Source organism: Sphingopyxis sp. MC1, assembly GCF_000371385.1.
GTDB classification, from domain to species: domain Bacteria; phylum Pseudomonadota; class Alphaproteobacteria; order Sphingomonadales; family Sphingomonadaceae; genus Sphingopyxis; species Sphingopyxis terrae.
In genome coordinates this window covers 48,494-69,357 of the sequence record NZ_AOUN01000006.1, presented here as the reverse complement: position 1 = coordinate 69,357, position 20,864 = coordinate 48,494, and the positions used below count along the sequence as shown (strand labels likewise).

General features: G+C 63.4%; 19 protein-coding genes and 2 tRNA genes. 9 read left to right on the top strand and 12 right to left on the bottom strand.

The window, feature by feature from the left end; all coding sequences use genetic code 11:
- Window positions 1-101: 101 nt before the first annotated feature.
- Window positions 102-728, top strand: coding sequence for a TetR/AcrR family transcriptional regulator (locus EBMC1_RS09490; protein WP_003044239.1), 627 nt, complete (start codon window positions 102-104; stop codon window positions 726-728).
- Window positions 729-1,185: 457 nt separating this feature from the next.
- Here EBMC1_RS09490 and EBMC1_RS09485 read toward each other — a convergent pair whose 3' ends face one another.
- Together EBMC1_RS09485 and EBMC1_RS09480 are read right to left on the bottom strand one after the other, a co-directional pair.
- Window positions 1,186-4,197: a TonB-dependent receptor gene (locus tag EBMC1_RS09485; protein WP_003044234.1), complete on the bottom strand. Its 3,012-nt coding sequence runs from the start codon at window positions 4,195-4,197 to the stop codon at window positions 1,186-1,188.
- A 488-nt stretch (window positions 4,198-4,685) separates the two neighbouring features.
- Window positions 4,686-5,228 (bottom strand): helix-turn-helix transcriptional regulator, encoded by a 543-nt coding sequence (locus EBMC1_RS09480; protein ID WP_003044230.1) that lies wholly within the window; start codon window positions 5,226-5,228, stop codon window positions 4,686-4,688.
- Window positions 5,229-5,319: 91 nt separating this feature from the next.
- On the opposite strand from EBMC1_RS09480, the gene EBMC1_RS09475 reads away from it, so the two are divergent.
- On the top strand, window positions 5,320-6,087 hold the full coding sequence (locus tag EBMC1_RS09475; RefSeq protein ID WP_003044227.1) for a COG4705 family protein: 768 nt from the start codon (window positions 5,320-5,322) through the stop codon (window positions 6,085-6,087).
- An 8-nt stretch (window positions 6,088-6,095) separates the two neighbouring features.
- Here EBMC1_RS09475 and EBMC1_RS09470 read toward each other — a convergent pair whose 3' ends face one another.
- The 4 genes from EBMC1_RS09470 to EBMC1_RS09455 form a co-directional block, all read right to left on the bottom strand.
- Window positions 6,096-8,204, bottom strand: coding sequence for a prolyl oligopeptidase family serine peptidase (locus tag EBMC1_RS09470; RefSeq protein ID WP_003044225.1), 2,109 nt, complete (start codon window positions 8,202-8,204; stop codon window positions 6,096-6,098).
- Between the two features lie 66 nt (window positions 8,205-8,270).
- Window positions 8,271-8,693 (bottom strand): DUF4112 domain-containing protein, encoded by a 423-nt coding sequence (locus EBMC1_RS09465; protein WP_003044221.1) that lies wholly within the window; start codon window positions 8,691-8,693, stop codon window positions 8,271-8,273.
- Window positions 8,694-8,734: 41 nt separating this feature from the next.
- Window positions 8,735-10,243: an ABC transporter substrate-binding protein gene (locus tag EBMC1_RS09460; RefSeq protein WP_003044218.1), complete on the bottom strand. Its 1,509-nt coding sequence runs from the start codon at window positions 10,241-10,243 to the stop codon at window positions 8,735-8,737.
- A 28-nt stretch (window positions 10,244-10,271) separates the two neighbouring features.
- Window positions 10,272-10,358, bottom strand: a tRNA-Leu gene (locus EBMC1_RS09455).
- A gap of 90 nt (window positions 10,359-10,448) precedes the next feature.
- Here EBMC1_RS09455 and EBMC1_RS09450 point away from each other — a divergent pair.
- Window positions 10,449-11,396 carry an ABC transporter ATP-binding protein gene (locus EBMC1_RS09450; protein ID WP_003044215.1) on the top strand — a complete coding sequence of 316 codons (948 nt, stop codon included), beginning with the start codon at window positions 10,449-10,451 and terminating at the stop codon, window positions 11,394-11,396.
- Window positions 11,393-12,160 (top strand): ABC transporter permease, encoded by a 768-nt coding sequence (locus EBMC1_RS09445; protein ID WP_003044212.1) that lies wholly within the window; start codon window positions 11,393-11,395, stop codon window positions 12,158-12,160. The genes EBMC1_RS09450 and EBMC1_RS09445 overlap by 4 nt, the downstream gene beginning before the upstream one ends.
- A gap of 99 nt (window positions 12,161-12,259) precedes the next feature.
- On the opposite strand, the gene EBMC1_RS09440 is transcribed toward EBMC1_RS09445, so the two are convergent.
- The 4 genes from EBMC1_RS09440 to aroA all read right to left on the bottom strand — a co-directional run bounded on the left by EBMC1_RS09440 (window position 12,260) and on the right by aroA (window position 16,698).
- A complete protein-coding gene (locus EBMC1_RS09440; protein WP_003044209.1) occupies window positions 12,260-12,538 on the bottom strand; it encodes an integration host factor subunit beta in 279 nt (92 codons plus the stop codon).
- Between the two features lie 199 nt (window positions 12,539-12,737).
- A complete protein-coding gene (gene rpsA / locus EBMC1_RS09435; protein WP_003044206.1) occupies window positions 12,738-14,450 on the bottom strand; it encodes a 30S ribosomal protein S1 in 1,713 nt (570 codons plus the stop codon).
- 293 nt (window positions 14,451-14,743) lie between these two features.
- The gene (locus tag EBMC1_RS09430) at window positions 14,744-15,373 is read right to left on the bottom strand and encodes a (d)CMP kinase (protein WP_003044203.1); all 630 of its coding nucleotides are present in this window, start codon (window positions 15,371-15,373) and stop codon (window positions 14,744-14,746) included.
- Window positions 15,370-16,698, bottom strand: coding sequence for a 3-phosphoshikimate 1-carboxyvinyltransferase (aroA, locus tag EBMC1_RS09425; protein WP_040590081.1), 1,329 nt, complete (start codon window positions 16,696-16,698; stop codon window positions 15,370-15,372). Before aroA ends, EBMC1_RS09430 begins: the two co-directional genes overlap by 4 nt.
- Window positions 16,699-16,822: 124 nt before the next feature.
- Between aroA and EBMC1_RS09420 the strand changes: the two genes are divergently transcribed.
- The gene (locus EBMC1_RS09420; protein ID WP_003044196.1) at window positions 16,823-17,143 is read left to right on the top strand and encodes a TIGR02300 family protein; all 321 of its coding nucleotides are present in this window, start codon (window positions 16,823-16,825) and stop codon (window positions 17,141-17,143) included.
- A gap of 121 nt (window positions 17,144-17,264) precedes the next feature.
- Window positions 17,265-17,340: transfer RNA gene (locus EBMC1_RS09415), tRNA-Ala, on the top strand.
- 74 nt (window positions 17,341-17,414) lie between these two features.
- Here the strand turns inward: EBMC1_RS09415 and EBMC1_RS09410 are convergent.
- The gene (locus EBMC1_RS09410) at window positions 17,415-17,861 is read right to left on the bottom strand and encodes an RrF2 family transcriptional regulator (protein ID WP_003044190.1); all 447 of its coding nucleotides are present in this window, start codon (window positions 17,859-17,861) and stop codon (window positions 17,415-17,417) included.
- Between the two features lie 161 nt (window positions 17,862-18,022).
- Between EBMC1_RS09410 and EBMC1_RS09405 the strand changes: the two genes are divergently transcribed.
- From EBMC1_RS09405 to EBMC1_RS09395, 3 genes are all read left to right on the top strand, one after another.
- The gene (locus EBMC1_RS09405) at window positions 18,023-18,586 is read left to right on the top strand and encodes a hypothetical protein (protein WP_040590079.1); all 564 of its coding nucleotides are present in this window, start codon (window positions 18,023-18,025) and stop codon (window positions 18,584-18,586) included.
- On the top strand, window positions 18,570-19,283 hold the full coding sequence (locus tag EBMC1_RS09400; RefSeq protein ID WP_003044184.1) for a hypothetical protein: 714 nt from the start codon (window positions 18,570-18,572) through the stop codon (window positions 19,281-19,283). Before EBMC1_RS09405 ends, EBMC1_RS09400 begins: the two co-directional genes overlap by 17 nt.
- Before the next feature lie 71 nt (window positions 19,284-19,354).
- A complete protein-coding gene (locus EBMC1_RS09395; RefSeq protein WP_003044182.1) occupies window positions 19,355-19,957 on the top strand; it encodes an HD domain-containing protein in 603 nt (200 codons plus the stop codon).
- Between the two features lie 89 nt (window positions 19,958-20,046).
- Here EBMC1_RS09395 and EBMC1_RS09390 read toward each other — a convergent pair whose 3' ends face one another.
- Window positions 20,047-20,850, bottom strand: a complete 804-nt coding sequence (locus EBMC1_RS09390; protein ID WP_003044180.1) for an enoyl-CoA hydratase-related protein — start codon at window positions 20,848-20,850, stop codon at window positions 20,047-20,049.
- Window positions 20,851-20,864: the final 14 nt, after the last annotated feature.

Sequence of the window (20,864 nt, the reverse complement as noted above, 5' to 3'; positions counted from 1 at the left end):
CCGCCCCCGGGCACAGATGCATTGTGACAGGCGAGCGCTTTGCGCTAAGGACGCCGAGGATTTCGGCCCAGGTGGGTGGGACGGCCGCAAGGAACAATGGAATGCAAAAGGAAGCGATGCCGCGCGTGAAGCGGCGCAAGCGGCTGGGCCCCGAAGTTCGCGAGGAGGGGCTGGCGGCGGCGCGGCGCTTGTTGCTTGAGGGCGGGCCCGGGGCGGTGACGCTGGCGAATATCGGTGACGACATCGGTATGTCGCATGCCAATGTCCTGCATCATTTCGGGTCGGCCGCCCGCCTTCAGTCTGCCCTGATGGGATCGATGATCAACGACCTGACGGTCGCACTTGGCCATGTGGTCGAATTGCTCAAGACCGACGCCGCGGCGCCGCGCGCGGTGACGGATCGGGTTTTCGACGCCTTCGACAAGGGCGGTGCCGGGCCGCTCGCGGCCTGGATCATCCTGTCGGGAGATGTGGCGCACCTTGAGCCCGTGCGCGAAGCGGTTTGCTCGCTCGTCGAAGCGATCGTTGGCCAATCGACGGACGAGGGCGCACAGAACCGGGTACGGGCAGCGGTGCTGATGATAGCGGTGAGTGCATTCGGCGACGCGGTGATTGGCCCTTATTTGCGCGACATGCTGGACCAGAAAGACGATGCGATGCGCGACCTGATGGCCCGTATCCTGCCCCTGTTCCTGCTTCCGTCGGGAATTCCGCCAGCCGCGTCCTGACCCTAGAATTGTTTTCGGATGTTAAGGCGGATGGTTCGGCCCAATGGGTCGATTTCGTCGCGCGTCAAACCGCGTCGCGTGGTCGCGCCCAAAACCGTCACCCTTTGATATCCGTTCAGAATATTCTGGACATCGAGGGATATTCTGAGATTGGACGCCCAATTTCGCGCGCGCGATATTCCGCCCTACCGTTCGGGCTCGACAAACAACCCCAGATTGAACTGCGCCCAGGATGGATAACGAAATTCCGTCGCGCCGACGGCGGCGTCCAAGCGGACGCGCGCCGGGCCATTCCAGTTCGCGTTCAGCGACGCCCCCATTCCGCGGCGCCCAACGGCCAGATTAAGCGCAACATTATGCCGGGGCAGCCCGCTGTCGCGTAACCGGTCGAGTACCAGAAGGCCGGGCCGTATGACCATTTTACTCGCCTGACCCGCCGGAATCTGGAAGATAGACCTCAGAATCGCTTCGCGATACTGAAGCCGAATATTCTTGGGTCCAGCGTAAATACGTTCGTGCTTAATCCCGTGTCGTCGCTGTTGGTGAAAAAGTCGGTGATGGGCGATTTGTTGAAGACATTTTTAACGTAGAACTGAAATGTCAATTCATCATCGGGCCGCATCAGTGTTACCGCCAGGTTGACATTGTCCCATCCCTTCAAGCGGTCATAGGCGCTATTATATACGCGTGCGAAGCTTTTGGACTGACGGTAATAATCGCCTCTCAGGGTCAGTTCCCAATCACCATTGTCGATGGGAATAGTATATTGGGCACCGATATTGAATGTCAGGCGCGGTGCGTTGGGCAGCTCATTGCCTTCCAGATCGGCAAAAAATCCGCGTCCGCCGTTGGGTGCATCGGTGATCGGATTATATTCGAACCCGTAAAACTGATAGAGCGGCAAGCCGTCGGTGATGGACGGGTCGAAGGTTCCCATTTCCTTGGACCCACCGCACAACGCCTGCAGGGCATTCAGGCCCACGCCGAACTGGGTCACGGGATTGCTGAGGATATTCTCGACGATCTCTCGCGGCGCGATGCAGTTCGATGGCAGCTGGATCCACGGGCGCAGCAACACCCAGTCCGGATTGCCCTGTGTGCGGTTCATCACGTCGATTGATCGGGCACCCTTCTTGAGGCGGGTTCGCAGATATCCCAGATTGGCGTCGACCCGGAAAGCGCGCGACGGCTGCCATGCGGTTTCGAGTTCGAGGCCCCAGCTCGTCGCGTCGAAATTTTCATTGAGCGAAATGCGATCGACGATCTGCGAGATCTGGTAGTCTTCGTAATCATAATAGAATGCCGTCGCGTTCAGCGTGACCCGCCCCCCGTCGAAGCTGTTCTTCGTCCCGATTTCAAAGGCGGTCACATATTCGGGCTTGAAGGTCGCCGGCAGTGGCTGGAACTGGACGATACGCGGGTTCAGATTTGGGCGCGGCGGGTTGGTGCCGCCGCCTTTGTAACCGCGCGAGGCAGACGCATAGATCAGAGTCTGGTCGGCAAAGCCCAGATCGGGCTTCCAGTCGATCACGATGCGGCCCGTCGGTTCCGACCATTTCTGGACGACATCGGGATCGGTCGGATATCCGAAGCTTACATTGCCGCCGCTCGTCCCGATGGTCCCGCCGCCGCCGCCAAGCAGCAACTGGCTTTGCACCGGCGTGGTGGTTTTCTTGTCCTTGGTCCAGCGCAGGCCTGCGGTGATCTTCAGATTTTCGGTGACGTTCCAATAAGCCTCACCAAAAATCGCCCAGGATTTCGTCCGCACCAGATTGCGGCTGAGAAAATAATTATGGCCCTGTTCATCGAGGGAATCGATCGGATTGGGGTCGACGTAAACGCAATCGCTTCCCGTCGTTCCGATCGGGCAGGGGTCGTAATTGGTCGTGCCATAGGGGGGCGAACGATTGTACAGATTATATGCGATGTAGGTGAAGGCGTTGTTGAAAACGAAATAGTCGTCCTGCGTTTTGAAATCGAGATAATTGACGCCAAGGTTGAAATTGAACGGTCCGTCGAAAGAGGATTGCAGACGAAACTCCTGCGACCATTGGCGATTGCGCGACCGGCTGAGATCGGCCGCCAGCAGGCGGTTGGAACAGCCCAGCTGCGGGTCGCAGAAAATGCCGCCCGGCGCGGCATGAGCCTGGCTTATCGGAACCCCTGTTTGCGGGTCGAGCAGCCCGGTCGTATCGCTGAACAACGGTCCGGATACGAAGCGATTATAATCCTGCGACGAATAGTAGCGATCGCGGGCATAGGCGGTCTGCGACACGAAGGTCAGGGCATCGGTGACGTCGAATTCCACATTACCCTGGAAGATATCGTTCTTGGCGCGAAAAACCGGATCATAGCCGGTCGCGATTTCCCTGAGGTTGCGCGACTGGGTTGCGTCGACAAAGGGGTCGGTCGGAAGGAAGGCATAGACCTGCTGAAAAGAATTGCCCGGCGGCAGGCCCATCGGAATGACCACCTGACCGGCGACGACAAAGGCAAGACCCGATCCGTTCGGCGTGCCATAGGCCGCATCGTCATACAGCGACGCCGACTGGCAACCCTGGCTGAAGCGGCCCCGCAGATTCTCTTCAAGTGGCGTGACGACGCCCGGCTGCGTCCCATCGGGAATCCGGATGCCATTGATCTCTGCCGGGCCGGGATCGCGCGTGCACAATTGTTTGCCGGTGCGCGACCGATCGTCATCTTCGTCGAAATGCTGCCAGATAGCATTGATTTTCAGGCGATCGCTGGGTTTCCACTGCATCGACAGGCGGGTCGACCAGAGCTGCCGGCCGTTGACGCGTCGCTGGGTAAATGTGTTGTAGTCGAACCCGTCGCGGCTTGTCAGTGCGCCGGCCGCGCGGATCGCCAGCGTGTCGGTGATGGGGACGTTGATCATCCCGCTGGCCCGCATCGTCTTGTAGTTGCCGACCTCGACCTTGGTATCGAGCTCGAACATGTCATCGGGCAACGCGGGAATCAGGTTCACCACCCCCGCCGTGGCGTTGCGGCCATAAAGCGTTCCCTGCGGGCCGCGTAGCACCTCGACCCGCTGCATGTCGAAGAGTTCGGATTCGAACAAGCGGTTGCGGATCAGCGGCGTGTTGTTGAAACTCACCGCGACCGCGGGATCGCTGGACGCCGAAATCGCCTTGGTCCCGATCCCGCGGATCGAGAAGTTGTACATGCTGAAATTGCTCTTGGAGAAATTCACATTCGGGACCGCGCGCAGCAACTCCGAGCCGCTTTCGATCTTGTAATTGTCGAGCGCCTCGGCGGAGAAGGCCGATATCGCGATCGGCACATCCTGAATGGCTTCTTCGCGCTTCTGCGCCGTCACGATGATCAGATTGCCGTCCGTTGCTTCCTCGGCCTGTGGCCCCTGCTGAGCGGCCGCGGGAGTCGCGATGGCGATTCCCAACGCGAGAAGGCTGACCGTGCGCGAAATGCGAGCGGGCCGGATGTGTAGCATATTCTCTCCCCTGATTTTGTGCCGGTAGCCGGCTGGAGCTTTCTCCTGCCAGGAAGCTGAGCCATGTTGATATTGATGTCAATATACATTAAAACCAATGTATATATGAATAAAGGCTTGGCGTCTTTTTAGTGACTTAGCGCACCTCTATGCCATGCTCCGCCCGCTCTCGGTCGCGCCCGCGCGCCCGAACGGAAGGCCGCCCCCCCCTTATCCGGTATCGTCCTGCGTGCGTGATACGCCCTGCGATCTTTGCCATCGCATCATGGGCGGGGCGCAAGAGGATCGCTATCGTCGTTGCAGCCGATATGAACGGTATCGGCTACGCCCTTTCGCGTCTCCCGGTCCACGCTCGCGGCGGCCGTCGCGCAGATCACAGGGCTGGGTTCCGCCGACGATGCGGCAGGATCGAGTCCCGTTCCATCCATTACGTGCGGGTATCGGCGATCGCGTGGCGTCCCAGCGGCGAGCCAATGGATCGACGCCCCTCACTCGCCGCGTTGCGGCCCCGCGGCTGGATCGGTGTCGAGCAAGTCTTCCAGAAACAGCGACATCAGCATGGCCTGGCTGCCGACGCCCGCCTTGGCATAGACCTGGCTGAGCTGCGCGCGCACGGTGCCCGGCGCCGCGCCGCGGAGCCGGGCGATTTCGGCGACGTCGCAGCCCTTGAGCGCGAAGAGCGCGACGTCGCTTTCTCCGCACGTCAGCGACCAGGTATCGAAGCGATGGGCAATATGGTCGGCGAGCGCGCCGCGCGCGCGGGCGAGCGCATCGTCGGCGCGCGCGAGGTCGCCTGCGATCCGGCGCAGATGGCGCGCGCCGAGCACGACGCCGGCGAGCAGGGCGAGGGCGACGAGGCATTCCATCATCACCTCGACGCTGAAGCCGCGTCCGGCCTGTTCGATCAGATCGTCGATGCCGTCGACGACGAAATAGCTCGCGGCGACGGCCTGAAGCGCCGCCACGGCGATCGGGCCGATCAGACGGGGCGAAAAGCGGCTTTTACCGGGCGCAGACTGGATAGATGGCATGGCACTTCCGCTTATCGGGACGGGAATAAGCGCCTGCTTATAGGGCGAAACGCTCCGCCGCGCTAATCGTGCGCCACACAAGGAGATGCAAATGACTGACAGGGAAAAGCAGGTGCTGACCAAGGTGCCGGCGGTGACGCTGGGTTTCTGGATCATCAAGATATTGGCGACCACCTTTGGCGAGACCGCGGGTGACACGGTGAGCATGTCGATGAATCTGGGCTATCTGGTCGGCACCGCGATTTTTGCGGCGGTGCTGGCGATCCTGATCGTCTGGCAGATTCGCGCCCGCGCCTTTCATCCCTTCCTCTATTGGGCGACGATCATCGCCTCGACGACGGCGGGCACGACGATGGCCGACTTTGCCACGCGCTCGCTCGGCATCGGCTATCCCGGCGGTTCGCTGATGTTGCTCGGTGCGGTACTGGCCTCGCTCGCGGTCTGGCACCGGATGCTCGGCAGCATCTCGATCCAGTCGGTGCACGAACCGCGGGCCGAGCTCTATTACTGGCTGACGATCACCTTTTCGCAGACGCTGGGCACCGCGCTCGGCGACTGGATTGCCGACGGCCCGCTCGGCTACCTGGGGTCGGCGATCATCTTCGGTGCGCTGCTCGCGCTGCTCGCCATCGCTTATTATCGCACCGCGATCAGCCATGTCGCGCTGTTCTGGGCCGCCTTCATCCTGACCCGTCCGCTCGGCGCCGTGGTCGGCGACTTTCTGGACAAGCCGGTCGACCATGGCGGGCTGGCGCTGAGCCGCGCCGGTGCCTCGGCGGTGCTTGCCATCGCGATCGTCACGCTGATCCTCGCTCTGCCGCAGCGCGCCGCCGCGGCGCACAGCGATGGTACGAACTGAGCGACCGGCTATTTCCGCTCGACCAGTTCGCGCAGCAGGAAGGCGTGGAGCATGGCCGCGCGCACCGCGTCCTCGGCATGGTCGGCGCCGACCGAGTGGCCGCCCTCCAGATATTCGTGATAATAGACGCGGTTGCCATAATCCTGCAGCTTTGCCGCAAATTTGCGGGCGTGGCCGGGATGGACGCGATCATCCTTCGTCGAGAGGTACAGAAAGATCGGCGGATATTTCACGCCTTTGCGGACATTTTGATAGGGCGAATATTTCGACAGGAAGGCCCAGTCGGCGGGATCGTCGGGATTGCCATATTCGGCAACCCACGAAGCGCCCGCGAGCAGCTTGTTATAGCGCTTCATATCCTCGAGCGGCGAGCCCGCAATGACCGCGCCATAAAGATCGGGGCGCTGCGTCATCGCGGCGCCGACCAGCACCCCGCCGTTCGAGCGGCCCGAAATGGCAATCCTGCCCTTGCTGCTGATGCCGGTCTTGACCAGATCTTCCGCGACGGCGTGGAGGTCGTCGAAGCTGTTCTGACGCTTTTCGCGCAGCGCCGCCTGATGCCAGGCGGGGCCATATTCGCCGCCGCCGCGAATGTTGGCGAGGACGTAAGCGTTGCCGTCCTCGACCCAGAACAGGCCGAGCGGGCCGGCGCGATAGGGTTGGCCAGTCAGATAGCCCGGCGTCTGCGCGGCGCGGAAGCCGCCATAGGCGTGGATCAGCGCGGGCACGGGGCCTTTGGCGCCGGCTTTGCGGACGAGGAAATAGGGGATCTTGGTGCCGTCCTTCGACGTCGCGAAGCGCTTTTCCACCGTCATGCCCTTGGCGTCGAAGGTCGCGGGGAGGCTTTGCACGACGCGCGGTGCGGCGCTGTCGGTGACGGCATAGAGCGTCGGCGGGTCGAGCATCGTTTCGGCGGTTGCGAAGATCGTGTCGCGCGTGGCGATCGCGCCGGCGAGATGGACCGTTGCATTGTCCGCCAGCGGCACCTCGCGCTGCGTCCAGGTGCCGCTCGCGGGATCGCGGCGCAGCGCGAACAGCTTGCCTTCGACATCGTCGAGCGCCTTGACCCAGAGGATATTGTCGGTCGCGCTGACTTCTTCGATCGCCTGCGCTTTCGTCGGCGCCATCACCGCCGCCATTTTCGCGGGGCGTCCGGCCGCCGCGTCGGCGAGCGACAGCGCGACGAGCGAGCCTTCGCCGAAGCCGTCGGCGGGCTTGTTGAGGAAGATGATCGCCTGACCGCCGATGACATCGCGCAGGTCGGCGGTGTCGGGGATCGGCGCCGGGACGAAGCCGGAGCCGTTGGCGGCGCGGATACTATAGTCGCTGGCATAGAAGCTCTTGTTGCGGGCGATGAGGATCCAGCGCGTCTTGCCGTCGTCGATCGCGATCGGGTTGATCCCGACGTCGCTCGCTTCGCCTTCGGCGACGACCGCTGCGCTGGCGAGCGGGGTGCCGCGCCTCCAGCGTTTGACGATGCGCGGATAGCCCGACGCGGTCATGCTGCCTTCGCCATAGTCGGTGGCGACGAGCAGCGTGTCGGCGTCTTCCCATGCCACCGCGCTCTTCGCCTGCGGCAACGCAAAGCCGTCGGCCACGAAGCGACCGGTAGTGCGGTCCCATTCGCGCACGACGTCCGAATCGGTGCCGCCGGGACTGAGCGAGACGAGGCAGCGCGTGTAGGTGGGGGCAAGACAGTCGGCGCCGTGCCAGACCCAGCTCTGTCCTTCCGCCTTGCCGAGCGCGTCGACGTCGATCAGCGTCGTCCATTCGGGCGTTCCGGCGAGATAGGCACTCAGCGGACTTTGCCGCCAGATGCCGCGCGGATGGTCCGCATCGCGCCAGAAGTTGGTGATGGTATCGCCCATCACCTGACCGGGGTCGGCAATCTGGCGGTCGTCGTCGAGGATCGCTTTCGCGCGCGCCCGATCCTGTTCGAAACCGGGGCGGTTCAAGATCAGCTTGTCGGTCGCGGCATTTTCCGCCTTCACCCACGCCAGCGCCTTCGCCCCCTCGATATCCTCCAGCCACAGCCAGGGGTCGGTATCGGTCGCGGCAAAGGCCGCCGCGGACAGCGAACAGGCAAGGGCGAGCGCGGCAAGGCGGGCGCGGGTCATCTCGGTCTCCATGAGCAGGGTCTGAAGCTGCTGTGCTAGCACTATCAGACACCCGATGGGAACCGCCTACTGGTCGATGACGATCGTTCCGGGGTGATGCTTGTCGAGATGCTTCCGGATGATGCGCAGGTTGCGCGTGTTCGACCGGAACAGAAAGTCGAAGGCGTCGCCGACAAGCGGGATGGCCCCAAGCGCAGTATCGACGCCGAGATTGCCCATCATCCGCCACAGCTTCCATTTGGGCATGCCCAGATTGCGCGCTTCCCAGATGATATAGGCCCCCATGACGGCGGTCACGACATCACCGACGACGGGCACCAGCCCGACGATCGCGTCGAGCCCGACCGGCCGATTGATGCCGGGAATGGTGAAGCTGCGTTCGAGGAGAAGCTCCAGCGTTTCGATGCGCTTGCGCAGCGCCGCGGGATTGTTGCGATCGGCAACCAGGGCTTCGAAAATCGCATCCGTATTGGGCGTCGAGGGGGGCATCGGCGTCCTTTCCAACCGCGCACGACGATGTGCGCCTATTATTAGTTGGGTTTGGCGAGCAGGCGATTCAATGGGTGGGCCGCTCGCGCATTGGGTTTGAACCCTGTAAGCCGCTGCGACGCGACCGACCAGCGCAGCGGCGTGGCGATCGGAATGAACGGGGTGTAGCGCCCCAGCATCGTTTCGATCTCGCCGATCTGGCGCGCGCGCTGGCCACTGTCGATATTGAGCACGGCCTGATCGATCTTCGCCTGTGCCTCGCGGTTGCACAGCGTGTCGCGCTGGCATGACAGCCGGCGGAGCGCCCAGAGCGCATCGTCGTTCGGCGCCACCTCGTCGATCAGGCGCAGGTCCGATGCCGCATCCATCGCGACGCGGCGGCTTTCGATACCGATACGGGCAAAGTCGGCGGCGACATAGGCAAAGAGAATGCGGCCACCCGGTGTCTGGGGGACCGCGATGCGGAGCGGCGCAATCTCTCGCCCGGCGGCGCGCCAGCTATCGACCACCCGCTTCGACTGGGCGAAGCGTGAATCATTGTCGAAGTCGGCCCAGGCAGGCTGCAAGGGTTCGGGGCCGCCATCGCGGCGGTACACCGCCGGCCGAAGCGAACGCTGCGGTTGCCATTCGGCAAGGCCAAAGGCGTCGATCAGGCGCTGCCGCCGCACGACGCGCGACAGGGCGTCGCGGTTGATATCGGAGGCGAGGAACCCTTCGGCGCTGGTGAAGGAGAGTCCGAAGAGCCCCGGCACCGGATCGACGATCAGGCGCGAGCGGCCGATGCTGGAGACGAGGAAATAGGGGAGGGTCGAAAAGCGGCCGCCGATCACGCCGTCGGCATAGCCATTATTGTAGCGTGCGAGCGCTCCGGCGGGCGTTGTGCCGACAAGTTCGACCGATGCGGCGGGATCGTTCGCGGCGGCTTCGGCGGCCTCGGGATCGTCGGCGAGCGGGTCGGGCGCGGGCGTCAGCAGCAGAGCGCGTCCGGCCTTGCGCGATCGCATCGGCCCCCAGCCCATGCCCTTGTAGACGATCGTCATCGAAGGCTGCGCGAGCAGTTCGAGCATATTGGGCTGCGGCACCGCGAGCCGGATTTCGATGACCTGATCGGTCATCGCACGGATCGTCTCGATCTCCGGGAAATCGTCCTTCAGCAGGTTGCGGCTGTTCGTGCCAAGATAGCCGCGCAGCACCGAAGCCACGTCGTCGGCCGTGACTTCGCGACCGTTCGACCATTTGGCCTCGCGCAGCCGGAAAATATAGCTGCGCGCGTCGCCGGTCACCGTCCAGCGTTCGGCAAGGCCGGTGTCGATCTGGCCGTCGGCGTCATAGCCGACAAGCCCCTGCGCCGTCATTTCGAGCAGCGCCGCATTGGGCGCGGACAGTTCGCCGTTGAGCGGGCTCGCCGCCGCGTTCAGCGGCCCCATTGCGGCGATCCGCACCGGACCTCCGCCGCCGCCGAACAGGCCGCACCCGGCGAGGCCGGCGACCAGCAGCACGGTGCCCGCGAACCGCGCGCCGCGGCGCGAACGGAGGCTGCGGCGCGTCATATCCCTGTGCTTCCCCTGTGCCAGCGGTTGGTGCGGACGGCGGGACTCGAACCCGCACACCCGTTCGGATAGCAGATTTTAAGTCTGCTGCGTCTACCGATTCCGCCACGTCCGCGCACCGCGGCCTGTCATGCCGATGGGTGAGGGGAGGTCAAGTCATCTTTGCCGCTTTGTCCTGGCGCGCTCCTCGGCTAGACCGGCGCGCATGACAGCGGTTCTGGAAATTTCCGGTCTGGGAAAGACTTACAAGAGCGGGCATCGCGCTTTGGCGGGTGTCGACCTCAGCATCGAGAAGGGCGAGATATTTGCGTTGCTCGGCCCCAATGGGGCAGGCAAGACGACGCTGATCAGCATCGTCTGCGGTATCGTGACGCCGAGCGAGGGCAGGGTGACGGTCGGCGGTCACGATCATGCCCGCGACTATCGCGCGGCGCGATCGATGATCGGGCTGGTGCCACAGGAACTGCATACGGATTCGTTCGAAACGGTGATGGCCACCGTCACTTTCTCGCGCGGGCTGTTCGGCAAGCCGCGCGATCCGGCGTTCATCGAGCAATTGCTGAAGGATCTGTCGCTTTGGGACAAGCGCGGCAGCAAGATCATGGAATTGTCGGGCGGCATGAAACGCCGCGTGATGATCGCCAAGGCGCTGAGCCATGAACCCGAAATCCTCTTCCTCGACGAACCGACCGCGGGGGTCGATGTCGAACTGCGCCGCGACATGTGGAATATGGTGCGGGGCCTGCGCGAGCGCGGGGTGACGATCATTCTGACCACCCATTATATCGAAGAGGCGGAAGAAATGGCCGACCGCGTCGGCGTCATCACGCGCGGCAAGCTGATCCTCGTCGAAGAGAAGAACGCGCTGATCAAGAAGCTGGGGCGCAAGACGCTGACGCTCAATCTTGCCGAACCGCTCGATGCCATTCCGGCCGAACTCGGCGACTGGACGCTCGAACTGGCGGGGGAGGGGCATGAGCTTGTCTATGAATTCGACAGCCAGGCGGAGGCGACCGGCGTGCCTTCGCTGCTGCGGCGGATGACCGATATCGGCATCGCCTTCAAGGATCTGCACACGCGGCAAAGCTCGCTCGAGGATATTTTCGTCGGGCTGGTACACGAACCCCGGGACGGCGAAGGAGCGGCGGCATGATCGGCAACGTCCGCGGTATCCGCGCGATCTACATGTTCGAGATGGCGCGCTTCGGGCGCACGGTGTGGACCAGCCTGATGCTGCCCGTTATCACCACCACGCTCTATTTCGTCGTCTTCGGATCGGCGATCGGTAGCCGGATGAGCGACGTCAGCTCGGTGCCCTATGGCGCGTTCATCGTGCCGGGGCTGATGATGCTGACGATGTTCACCGAAAGCATCAGCAACGCGAGCTTCGGCATCTACATGCCCAAATGGACAGGGACGATCTACGAGATGCTGTCCTCGCCGATGTCGCCGCTCGAATTGCTGATCGCCTATGTCGGCGCGGCGGCGACCAAATCGGTGATCATCGGCGCGATCATTTTCGCGACCGCGCATCTGTTCGTCGACATTCAGGTCGCGCATCCGCTGCTGATGGTCGGCTTCATGGTGCTGATGGCGGTGACCTTTTGCCTGTTCGGCTTCATCATCGGCATCTGGGCCCAGAGCTTCGAGCAGCTGCAGGTGATCCCGTTGCTCGTCGTCTATCCGCTGACCTTCCTTGGCGGCGCCTTCTATTCGCTAGACATGCTGCCGGCCGCGTGGCGCGCGGTGACGCTGTTCAATCCCGTCGTCTATCTGATCAGCGGCTTTCGCTGGACCTTTTTCGGACAGGGCGACGTGGCGATCGAGGTCAGCATGGGCGCGGTGGCGCTGTTTCTGGCGCTGTGCCTCGGCCTGATCTTCTGGATGTTCCGCACGGGCTACCGGCTCAAGAACTGAGGCTGAAATTTGTCATTGCGAGCGTAGCGAAGCAATCCAGAGCGGTTTACGCCGGCTCTGGATTGCTTCGCTACGCTCGCAATGACGAGGTGTGAACCTTCAGCCGTTCAGCCGCTCGCGCATTTCCTTGCCCGGCTTGAAATAGGGCACGCTCTTGGCGCTTACCGCGACCGGCGCGCCGGTGCGCGGATTGCGCCCGGTGCGCGACTCGCGTTCGCGGGTCGAGAAGGCGCCGAAGCCGCGCAGCTCGACGCGGCCCCCCGCCGCAAGCTGCTCGACGATGGCGTCGAAGAATTCATCGATGATGCGTTCCACCTCTTCGAGGCGCAAATCGCTGTTTTCACTCGCGATCATTTGAACCAGTTCCGACCGGATCATCAGCTTCCCCTAGTTATCACGCGCGCCCCACGGGCGCAGGCCATCCGGTCTTTGCCGGTTCCACAGCGTGAGGACCCCTCCCAACGCGGCATGGAACCTATCATGATTCAGGGTTCTTTCAAAACATATCGCTGAAAGAAAAAGGCCCGCAGAGGGACACTCTGCGGGCCTTTTGTTTCACCGCAAAAGCGGGGAAGGATTAATCCTTCTTGCCGGCCTTCAGCGCTTCGCCGAGGATGTCGCCGAGCGACGCACCCGAATCCGACGAACCATATTGTGCGACGGCTTCCTTTTCTTCGGCGATCTGCATCGCCTTGACCGAGAAGCTGGGCTTCTTCGAACGATCGAAGCCGGTGACCATCGCGTCGAACTTCTGACCGACCTGATAGCGTTCGGGCCGCTGTTCGTCGCGGTCGCGGCCGAGGTCGGCGCGCTTGATGAAGCCGGTGGCGCCATCTTCGCCGGCCTGGACTTCGAGGCCGTTGTCGCGGACTTCGAGGACCGAGACGGTGACGACATCGTTCTTCTTCAGCGAGCCCGAAGCGGCGACACCGCCGCCGACGGCCGGAGCACCCTTTTCAAGCTGCTTGATGCCGAGGCTGATGCGTTCCTTCTCGACGTCGACGTCGAGAACGACGACCTGCACATTCTCGCCCTTGCGGTGGAGGTGCAGTGCTTCTTCGCCCGAGATGCCCCACGCGATGTCCGACATGTGAACCATGCCGTCGACGTCGCCCGGAAGGCCGACGAACAGGCCGAATTCGGTCGCGTTCTTGACTTCGCCTTCGACAACCGAGCCAACCGGATGCGCTTCTGCGAAGGCACCCCAGGGGTTCGACTGGGCCTGCTTGAGGCCAAGCGAGATGCGGCGCTTGTCGCTGTCGACTTCGAGGACGATGACGTCGACTTCCTGGCTCGTCGAAACGATCTTGCCGGGGTGGACGTTCTTCTTGACCCACGACATTTCGCTGACGTGGACCAGGCCTTCGATGCCGGGTTCGAGTTCGACGAACGCGCCATAGTCGGTGATGTTCGTGACCGTACCGGTGAGCTTCGCACCGACCGGATACTTGGCGGCGACGCCTTCCCACGGATCGCTTTCGAGCTGCTTCATGCCGAGGCTGATGCGCTGCGTGTCGCGGTTGATGCGGATGATCTGCACCTTGACCGTGTCACCGATGTTGATGACTTCGCTCGGGTGGTTGACGCGCTTGTAGCTCATGTCGGTGACATGGAGCAGGCCGTCGATACCGCCGAGGTCGACGAACGCACCATAATCCGTGATGTTCTTGACCGCGCCTTCGATGATCTGGCCTTCTTCGAGGTTCTGGATCAGGCCCGAACGCTGTTCGGCGCGCGTTTCTTCGAGGATCGCACGGCGCGAGACGACGATATTGCCGCGGCGGCGATCCATCTTGAGGATCTGGAACGGCTGCGGCAGGTCCATGAGCGGGCCGACGTCGCGCACGGGGCGGATGTCGACTTGGCTGCCGGGAAGAAACGCCACGGCGCCGCCGAGGTCGACGGTGAAGCCGCCCTTGACGCGGCCGAAGATGACGCCTTCGACGCGGGCTTCCTTGTTGAATTCTTCTTCCAGGCGGTCCCAGGCGGCTTCGCGGCGAGCGCGGTCGCGCGACAGCATGGTTTCGCCATTGGCGTTTTCGACGCGGTCGACATAGACTTCGACTTCGTCGCCGACGTTGAGGTCGGCCTTCTGGCCGGGCATCGCGAATTCGCGAAGCGGCACGCGGCCTTCGCTCTTCAGGCCGATGTCGATCACTGCCAGGTCATTTTCGATCGCGGTCACGGTGCCCTTGACGACGCGGCCTTCAAAGCCGCCATCAGCACCACCCAGCGATTCGTCGAGCATCGCGGCGAAATCGTCGCGCGACGGAAAAGCCGTAGAGGCCATATGGGTTCTTCCTTACTTCATTTGTTCCGGCCAAGCGGTTGGTTCCGCTGGTCTTGTGGCCGATCCGTCCTGCCCGCCGGATGCAAAGCAGAACATCCTCGGGACCGGTTGGCGGCAGAAGCACGGGCAAAGCAAAAAGGGCGCGACGGGAATAACCCATCACGCCCGACGCTCGATATGGAGCGGCGGTTCGTCCGTGCCTCGACCGGCCACAAGGCCCGTCGGACGGCGCGCGTATAGTCGCGAACGTGGCTTTCGGCAAGGCGAAAAGCCCTATCGGCCGCGGGCCTCTGTCAGCCGCGCGCCTTTGTGCGATCCGTGACGAAGGCAATGGCGGCGGCGATCGCGGCATCGCGGTCCATCGCCGAGGTGTCGAGCAGCATCGCATCGTCGGCACGGAGCAGGGGGGCGTCGGCACGGCCCGTGTCGCGGGCATCGCGAGCGCGAACATCGGCGAGCACCGTGTCATAGCCGATCTCGACCCCGCGCCCCAGCATCTCGGCATGCCGGCGGCGGGCGCGTTCCTCGGCACTCGCCGTGACGAACAGCTTGGCGTCGGCGTGCGGCGCAATCACGGTGCCGATATCGCGCCCGTCGAGCACGGCGCCGCCGGGCTGGTTGGCGAAATCGACCTGCCGCTGGAACAGCGCCTTGCGCACCGCGGGATGCACCGATGCGCGGCTGGCGAGGCTGCCCGTGCTTTCATAGCGAAGCGCGGGATCGTCGAGCAAGGCGTCCGGAAAATCGCAGGCGGCGAGGGCATCGGCCGCCTTGTCTGGATCGCCATGATTGAGCTGCGTCTGATAGCCCACGGCGCGATAGAGCAGCCCGGTGTCGAGCACGGGGAGACCAAAATGCTCGGCAAGTGCCTTGGCGATGGTGCCCTTGCCCGACGCGGTAGGGCCGTCGACCGCGATGATCATGCCTGCAATCCGTCCAGCAACGCCTCGAAATTGGGAAAGCTCGTTGCGACCGGTGCCATGTCGTCGATCGTCACGGGGGCCTTGCTGACGAGGCCCGCAATCGCGAAGCTCATGCAGATGCGGTGGTCGAGATGGCCGGCGACGGTCGCGCCGCCGGGCAGCGGGTCGCCGCCGGTGCCGTGGATGACGAGGCCGTCTTCGCTCTCCTCGACGCGCGCGCCGATCGCCGCGAGACCCGCGGCCATGACCGACAGCCGGTCGCTTTCCTTGACGCGCAGTTCGTCAAGGCCGGTCGTCACCGTCGTCCCCTCGGCCAACGCGGTGGCGACGAAGAGGATCGGATATTCGTCGATCATGCTCGGCGCGATGGCCGGATCGACCGCGATGCCGCGAAGCAGGCTGTGGCGGACGCGCAGGTCGGCGACGGGTTCGCCGCCGACTTCACGGGGATCGAGCAGTTCGATATCCCCGCCCATTGCCTGCAGCACCTCGACAAGTCCGGCGCGGGTCGGGTTGAGGCCGACGTTGGCAATGGTGACGTTCGATCCGGGAACGAGGAGCGCCGCGACAATGAAGAAGGCTGCCGACGAGGGGTCGCCGGGCACGTCGATTGTCTGCGGCTGCAACTCGGCTTCGCCCATCACCGAAATCCAGCGGGTGCCATCGGGCTCCACCTCGACGTCCAGCGTGGCGCCGAAGCCCTTGAGCATCCGTTCGCTATGGTCGCGCGTCGGCACGGGTTCGATCACGGTGGTGATTCCCGCCGTATTGAGGCCCGCGAGCAGGATCGCCGACTTGACCTGCGCCGAGGCGACCGGAAGGCGATATTCGATCGGCACCGCGGGCGCGAGGCCGCGCACCATCAAAGGGAGGCGGCCGCCCGGCGAGGCCGTTATGTCGGCGCCCATCTGCGACAGCGGATCGATGACGCGCCCCATCGGGCGCCCCGACAGGCTGGCATCGCCGGTAAAGGTCGTCGTGATCGGGTGGCTGGAAACAAGGCCCATCAGCAGGCGGGTCGATGTCCCGCTGTTGCCCATGTCGAGCGCTTCGCGCGGCTGCAGCAGGCCGCCGACGCCGACGCCGTCGATCACCCATTCGCCGTCGCCGGTGCGGTCGATGCTCGCCCCCATCGCGCGCATGGCCGCGGCGGTGGCGAGGACATCATGCCCCTCAAGCAGCCCGCTCACGCGGCTGGTGCCGACCGCGAGCGCCGACAACATCAGGGCGCGATGCGAAATGCTCTTGTCGCCGGGAATCGCGATCCTACCTTTAAGCGGAGCGGACGCGGCGAAGCTGCGGGGGCGGGCAGTCTGGTCAGTCATGGCGTGCGGCTTTTGACAGCGGCCCGACAATCTGGCAAGGCGCACGCCGATTTGACGGATCGCCGGCCCGGCGCCCATCTTTTTCCGAAATATCAACCGATTTCCAAAAGGTTACGAGGCTTATATGGTAAAGGCTGAATGGGGCACGAAGCGTAGCTGCCCGAAATGTGCCACCCGATTCTATGATTTGACCAAGGATGATCCGGTCAGCTGCATCAATTGCGGCTATTCCTGGATTCCGGAATCGGTGCTGAAATCGAAGCAGCCGATGCCCTTCGAGGAAGTCGAGAAGCCGACCAAGGTCAAGGAAGAGGCCATCGACGAGGATCTGGATCTGGACGTCGATGTCGATGAAGACAGCGATTCGCCGGATAACGATGTCGATCTGGGCGGCGATGACGATCTGGGCGTCGCCACCGGCGACGACGAAGACGACGAAAGCTGATTTTTCGGCGAGGGGCCAAAAAAGCATCGCGGAGATGCATTTGGCCCCTTGCATCGAACGCAGGCGCTGCTAAAGGCGGCGTCCCGGTCGCACCACCCAGGGCGGCCAGACGAAATGGCACGGGGCCTTAGCTCAGCTGGGAGAGCGCTACAATGGCATTGTAGAGGTCAGCGGTTCGATCCCGCTAGGCTCCACCATTTCCTCGAAAACAAGAGGTCCGACGCACCGGCGTTCGGGCCTTTTTCTTTGCCGTGCCGGTTGGTGCGGCGCGTCAGAGCGCCATTTCTTCCTTTTCGAACACGGGTTCGAAGCCGATCGGGTCGGCCAGGCTGATCCGGTCGAGGATCGCGGCGGTATCGTCGCGCACCTTCAGCATCAGCGTGCGCATCCGGCATTCGGCTTCGGGAAGGCAATTCTTGCAGGTTTCGTGGGCGTTGCGGCTGGCGCACGGCACCAGCGCGAGCGATCCGCGCGTCAGGCGGACAAGATCGCCATAGCTGATGTCGACGGGCGGCAGCGCAAGCTGATAGCCGCCATCGCGTCCGCGCTGCGAGATGAGCAACCCTTCGCGCGCCATTTCCGACAGGATGACGGTCAGGAATTTGGGCGGGATATTCTGTGCCTCGGCAATGTCCGCGAGTTGGACCTGACCCTTGCCCCAATGATCGGCAAGATGCTGAAAGGCACGTATCGTGTAGCGGGTCTTCTGCGAGAGCATGGCGCGCTGTCTGATCCACTTTGCCGATAATTTCAACCTCCCGACATGACAATTATCGCCTCAGCGCCAGCCCCATTGATTGAAATCACAGCGCGGCGTAGTTTCGCGGCGATAAGCGGGGTCGCGATCACAGGTTTTGGCACGGGTTTTTGGAGCCGCATATGAAGCGAATCATGTTGGTCCCCGCCTGGGCCGCCGTCACCTTGCTGGCGGTGGCGCCCGCGCAGGCACAGTTCGGCGGGCTGTTGCGCAAGGTCACGACGCCGACGCCCGCCCCGACGGCGAGCGAAAGCGACAATGGCGGTTGTCCCAAGGGCAAGAAGGGCAGTAGCGTCGGCCGCGGCATATTGGGCGGTGTGATCCGGGATGCGGTGGGCGACGCGGCCAGCAAGGCAGGGGTCTATTCCTATGTGCCGATCGCCGAGGTCAGCGGGACGCTGACCGACGCCATCGCTTGCCGCCTCGACCCCGCCGAACAGGTGCAGGCCGCCAAGGCCACCGAAGAGGTGACACGCGGCGAAGCGGTCGGCGCGACGTCGAACTGGACCAGCGAAACGCGCGACAATGTCAGCGGGTCGTCGACCGTGGCTTCGATCAACACAGAGGACGGCGGCAGGAAGTGCATGACCGTCAACGACTTCGTGATCGTCGATGGCGAGGAAACCCGTGTGTCGAAACGCATGTGCAAGGGGCCGGGTGATACGCGCTATGTTCTTGCGGCCTGAATTGCCGAAGCTCGCCCTCACGGCGCTTGCGGTCGTCAGCCTGACCGCGGCGACCGAGATGGACCCGATCAATCCGACCTGTCCGCTCAACCCCAATTGGTCGGCCAATCCGACGATGAAGCTGACGGTCGAAAAGCGCGGCACGATGAAGGTGATGCTCGCCGAAGGCCGCGTTGATTCGGGACTGCCCGACCGGCTGAGCGCCGCGCTGAAGGCCAATCCGGACGTATCCGAGATATGGCTGCGTTCGCCCGGCGGCGATGCGCGCGCCGGCAACGCCGCGGGGCGCATCATCCGGTCGAACCCCGGCCTTGCGACGCGCATACCGAGCGGCTGGGCCTGTTTCAGCGCCTGCAATTTCGTCTTCATGGGCGGCGCGCCGCGGCTGATCGAGCCGGGCGGCGAGTTCATCGTCCATATGTTTACCAGCACCGGCGACCGCTCGCTGATCGACGAAAGCGTGGCGATGGGCACCGATGCGACGACCGAGCTGATCGGCGACGTCGAACAGGACAGCGCGCTGCTGGCGAGCGAGGACAATGATTTCCTGATCAAGATGGGCGTGTCGCGCAAATTGCTGACCGACATCATGTATCGGCAGAAGGCGGTGAAGGGCAGCGGCCCGGACAAATCGACGCGCCGCTGCCTGACGCTCGACGAAGCGCTGAAATATGGCGTGACCTACGCGGTAGAATAGCGACGGCTGAACAGCGTTGCATATCGCAACGAAACGCATAGACTGGCCGCCGATATATGGGAGAGCCAGCCATGACCGACATGACGCACGATCACGCATCCTTCCGTTCGATGATCGACGGGACGCAGGAAGATTGGGATATCATCGCGCGCGAGCAGAAGGAATTTGCGCCGCAGAACGGCAAGCGCATCCTCGATCATCTGAAACTGCTTGGCGGCGATTATGGCGGCTTTCCCGTCGACCGGCTCGAGCATTGCCTGCAGACCGCTACGCGCGCGCATCGCGATGGGCGCGACGAGGAATATGTCGTGATGGCGCTGCTCCACGACATTGGTGACACGCTGGGCGCGTTCAACCATCCCGATGTCGCGGCGGCGATCCTCAAGCCCTTCCTGTCAGAAGAAAATCTGTGGATCGTCCAGCACCACGGCATCTTCCAGGGCCATTATTTCTTCCACTATCTCGGGCTCGACCGCGACATGCGCGACCAGTTCAAGGACCACCCCTATTACGCGGCGTGCGCCGAATTCTGCGAGAAATATGACGCGCCGGCGTTCGACCCCGACTATGAAAGCGAACCGCTGGAATTCTTCGAGCCTATGGTGATGCGCCTCTGCTCCTATCCGCGCACGAGCATCTACAAGAAGGTGATGGTCGAAGAAGCGGCGGAGTAGGCCGCAGCGTTCATGGGTAATACCCGGCGAAAGCCGGGGTCAGAAGGCGCGCAAAAGGACCCCGGCTTTCGCCGGGGAGCACTAGTAGTTCACTTGCCCTTGAACTCGGTCTTGCGCTTCTGAAGGAAGGCCGCGATGCCCTCGGCGGCATCGGCGCTGTTGCCGGCCAGATACTGGCCCATCGCCTCGGCGTCGAGCGTGTCGGCATAGCTTTGCGTCAACCCGCCGCGCAGCACCTTGCGCATCGTGCCGAGCGCAACCGTCGGTCCGCTGGCCAGCCGCTTTGCGAGCGCTTCGGCTTCAGCCATCAGCGCGTCATCCTCGACCGCCTTGTAAATCAGTCCCCAATCGGCGGCCTGTTCGGCCGAGATTTTCTCGCCGAGCATCATCATCTGCGTCGCGCGCGGCAGGCCGACGAGCCGTGGCAGCAGCCACGACGATCCGCCGTCGGGGACGAGGCCGATATTGACGAAAGCCTGGAGGAAATAGGCGCTTTTGCCAGCAATCGCGAAATCGCCCGACAGCGCAAAGCTGCATCCGACCCCTGCGGCGGGGCCGTTGACCGCGGTCACGACCGGAATGTCGAGATTGGCGAGCGCGAGCAGCATCGGGTTATAATGGTTGCGCAGCGCCTTGCGACTGTTCGCGCCGCCGCCGACAGCGGTTGCGCTGCGATCGCCCGCCAGATCCGCGCCCGAACAGAAACCGCGACCCTCACCGGTAATCAGCAGCGCACGCGCGCCAAGGACGCCCATCCAGTCGAGCGCGGCGCGGATATCGTCGGCCATCGCGGGCGGCATCGAATTGAGCCGTTCGGGACGGTTGAGCGTGATCTTCGCGACATTGTCGCTGCACGCGAGCTTGATCGTGTCGAAGGTCGGTATGTCGGTCATGGGGAAGAATCCTC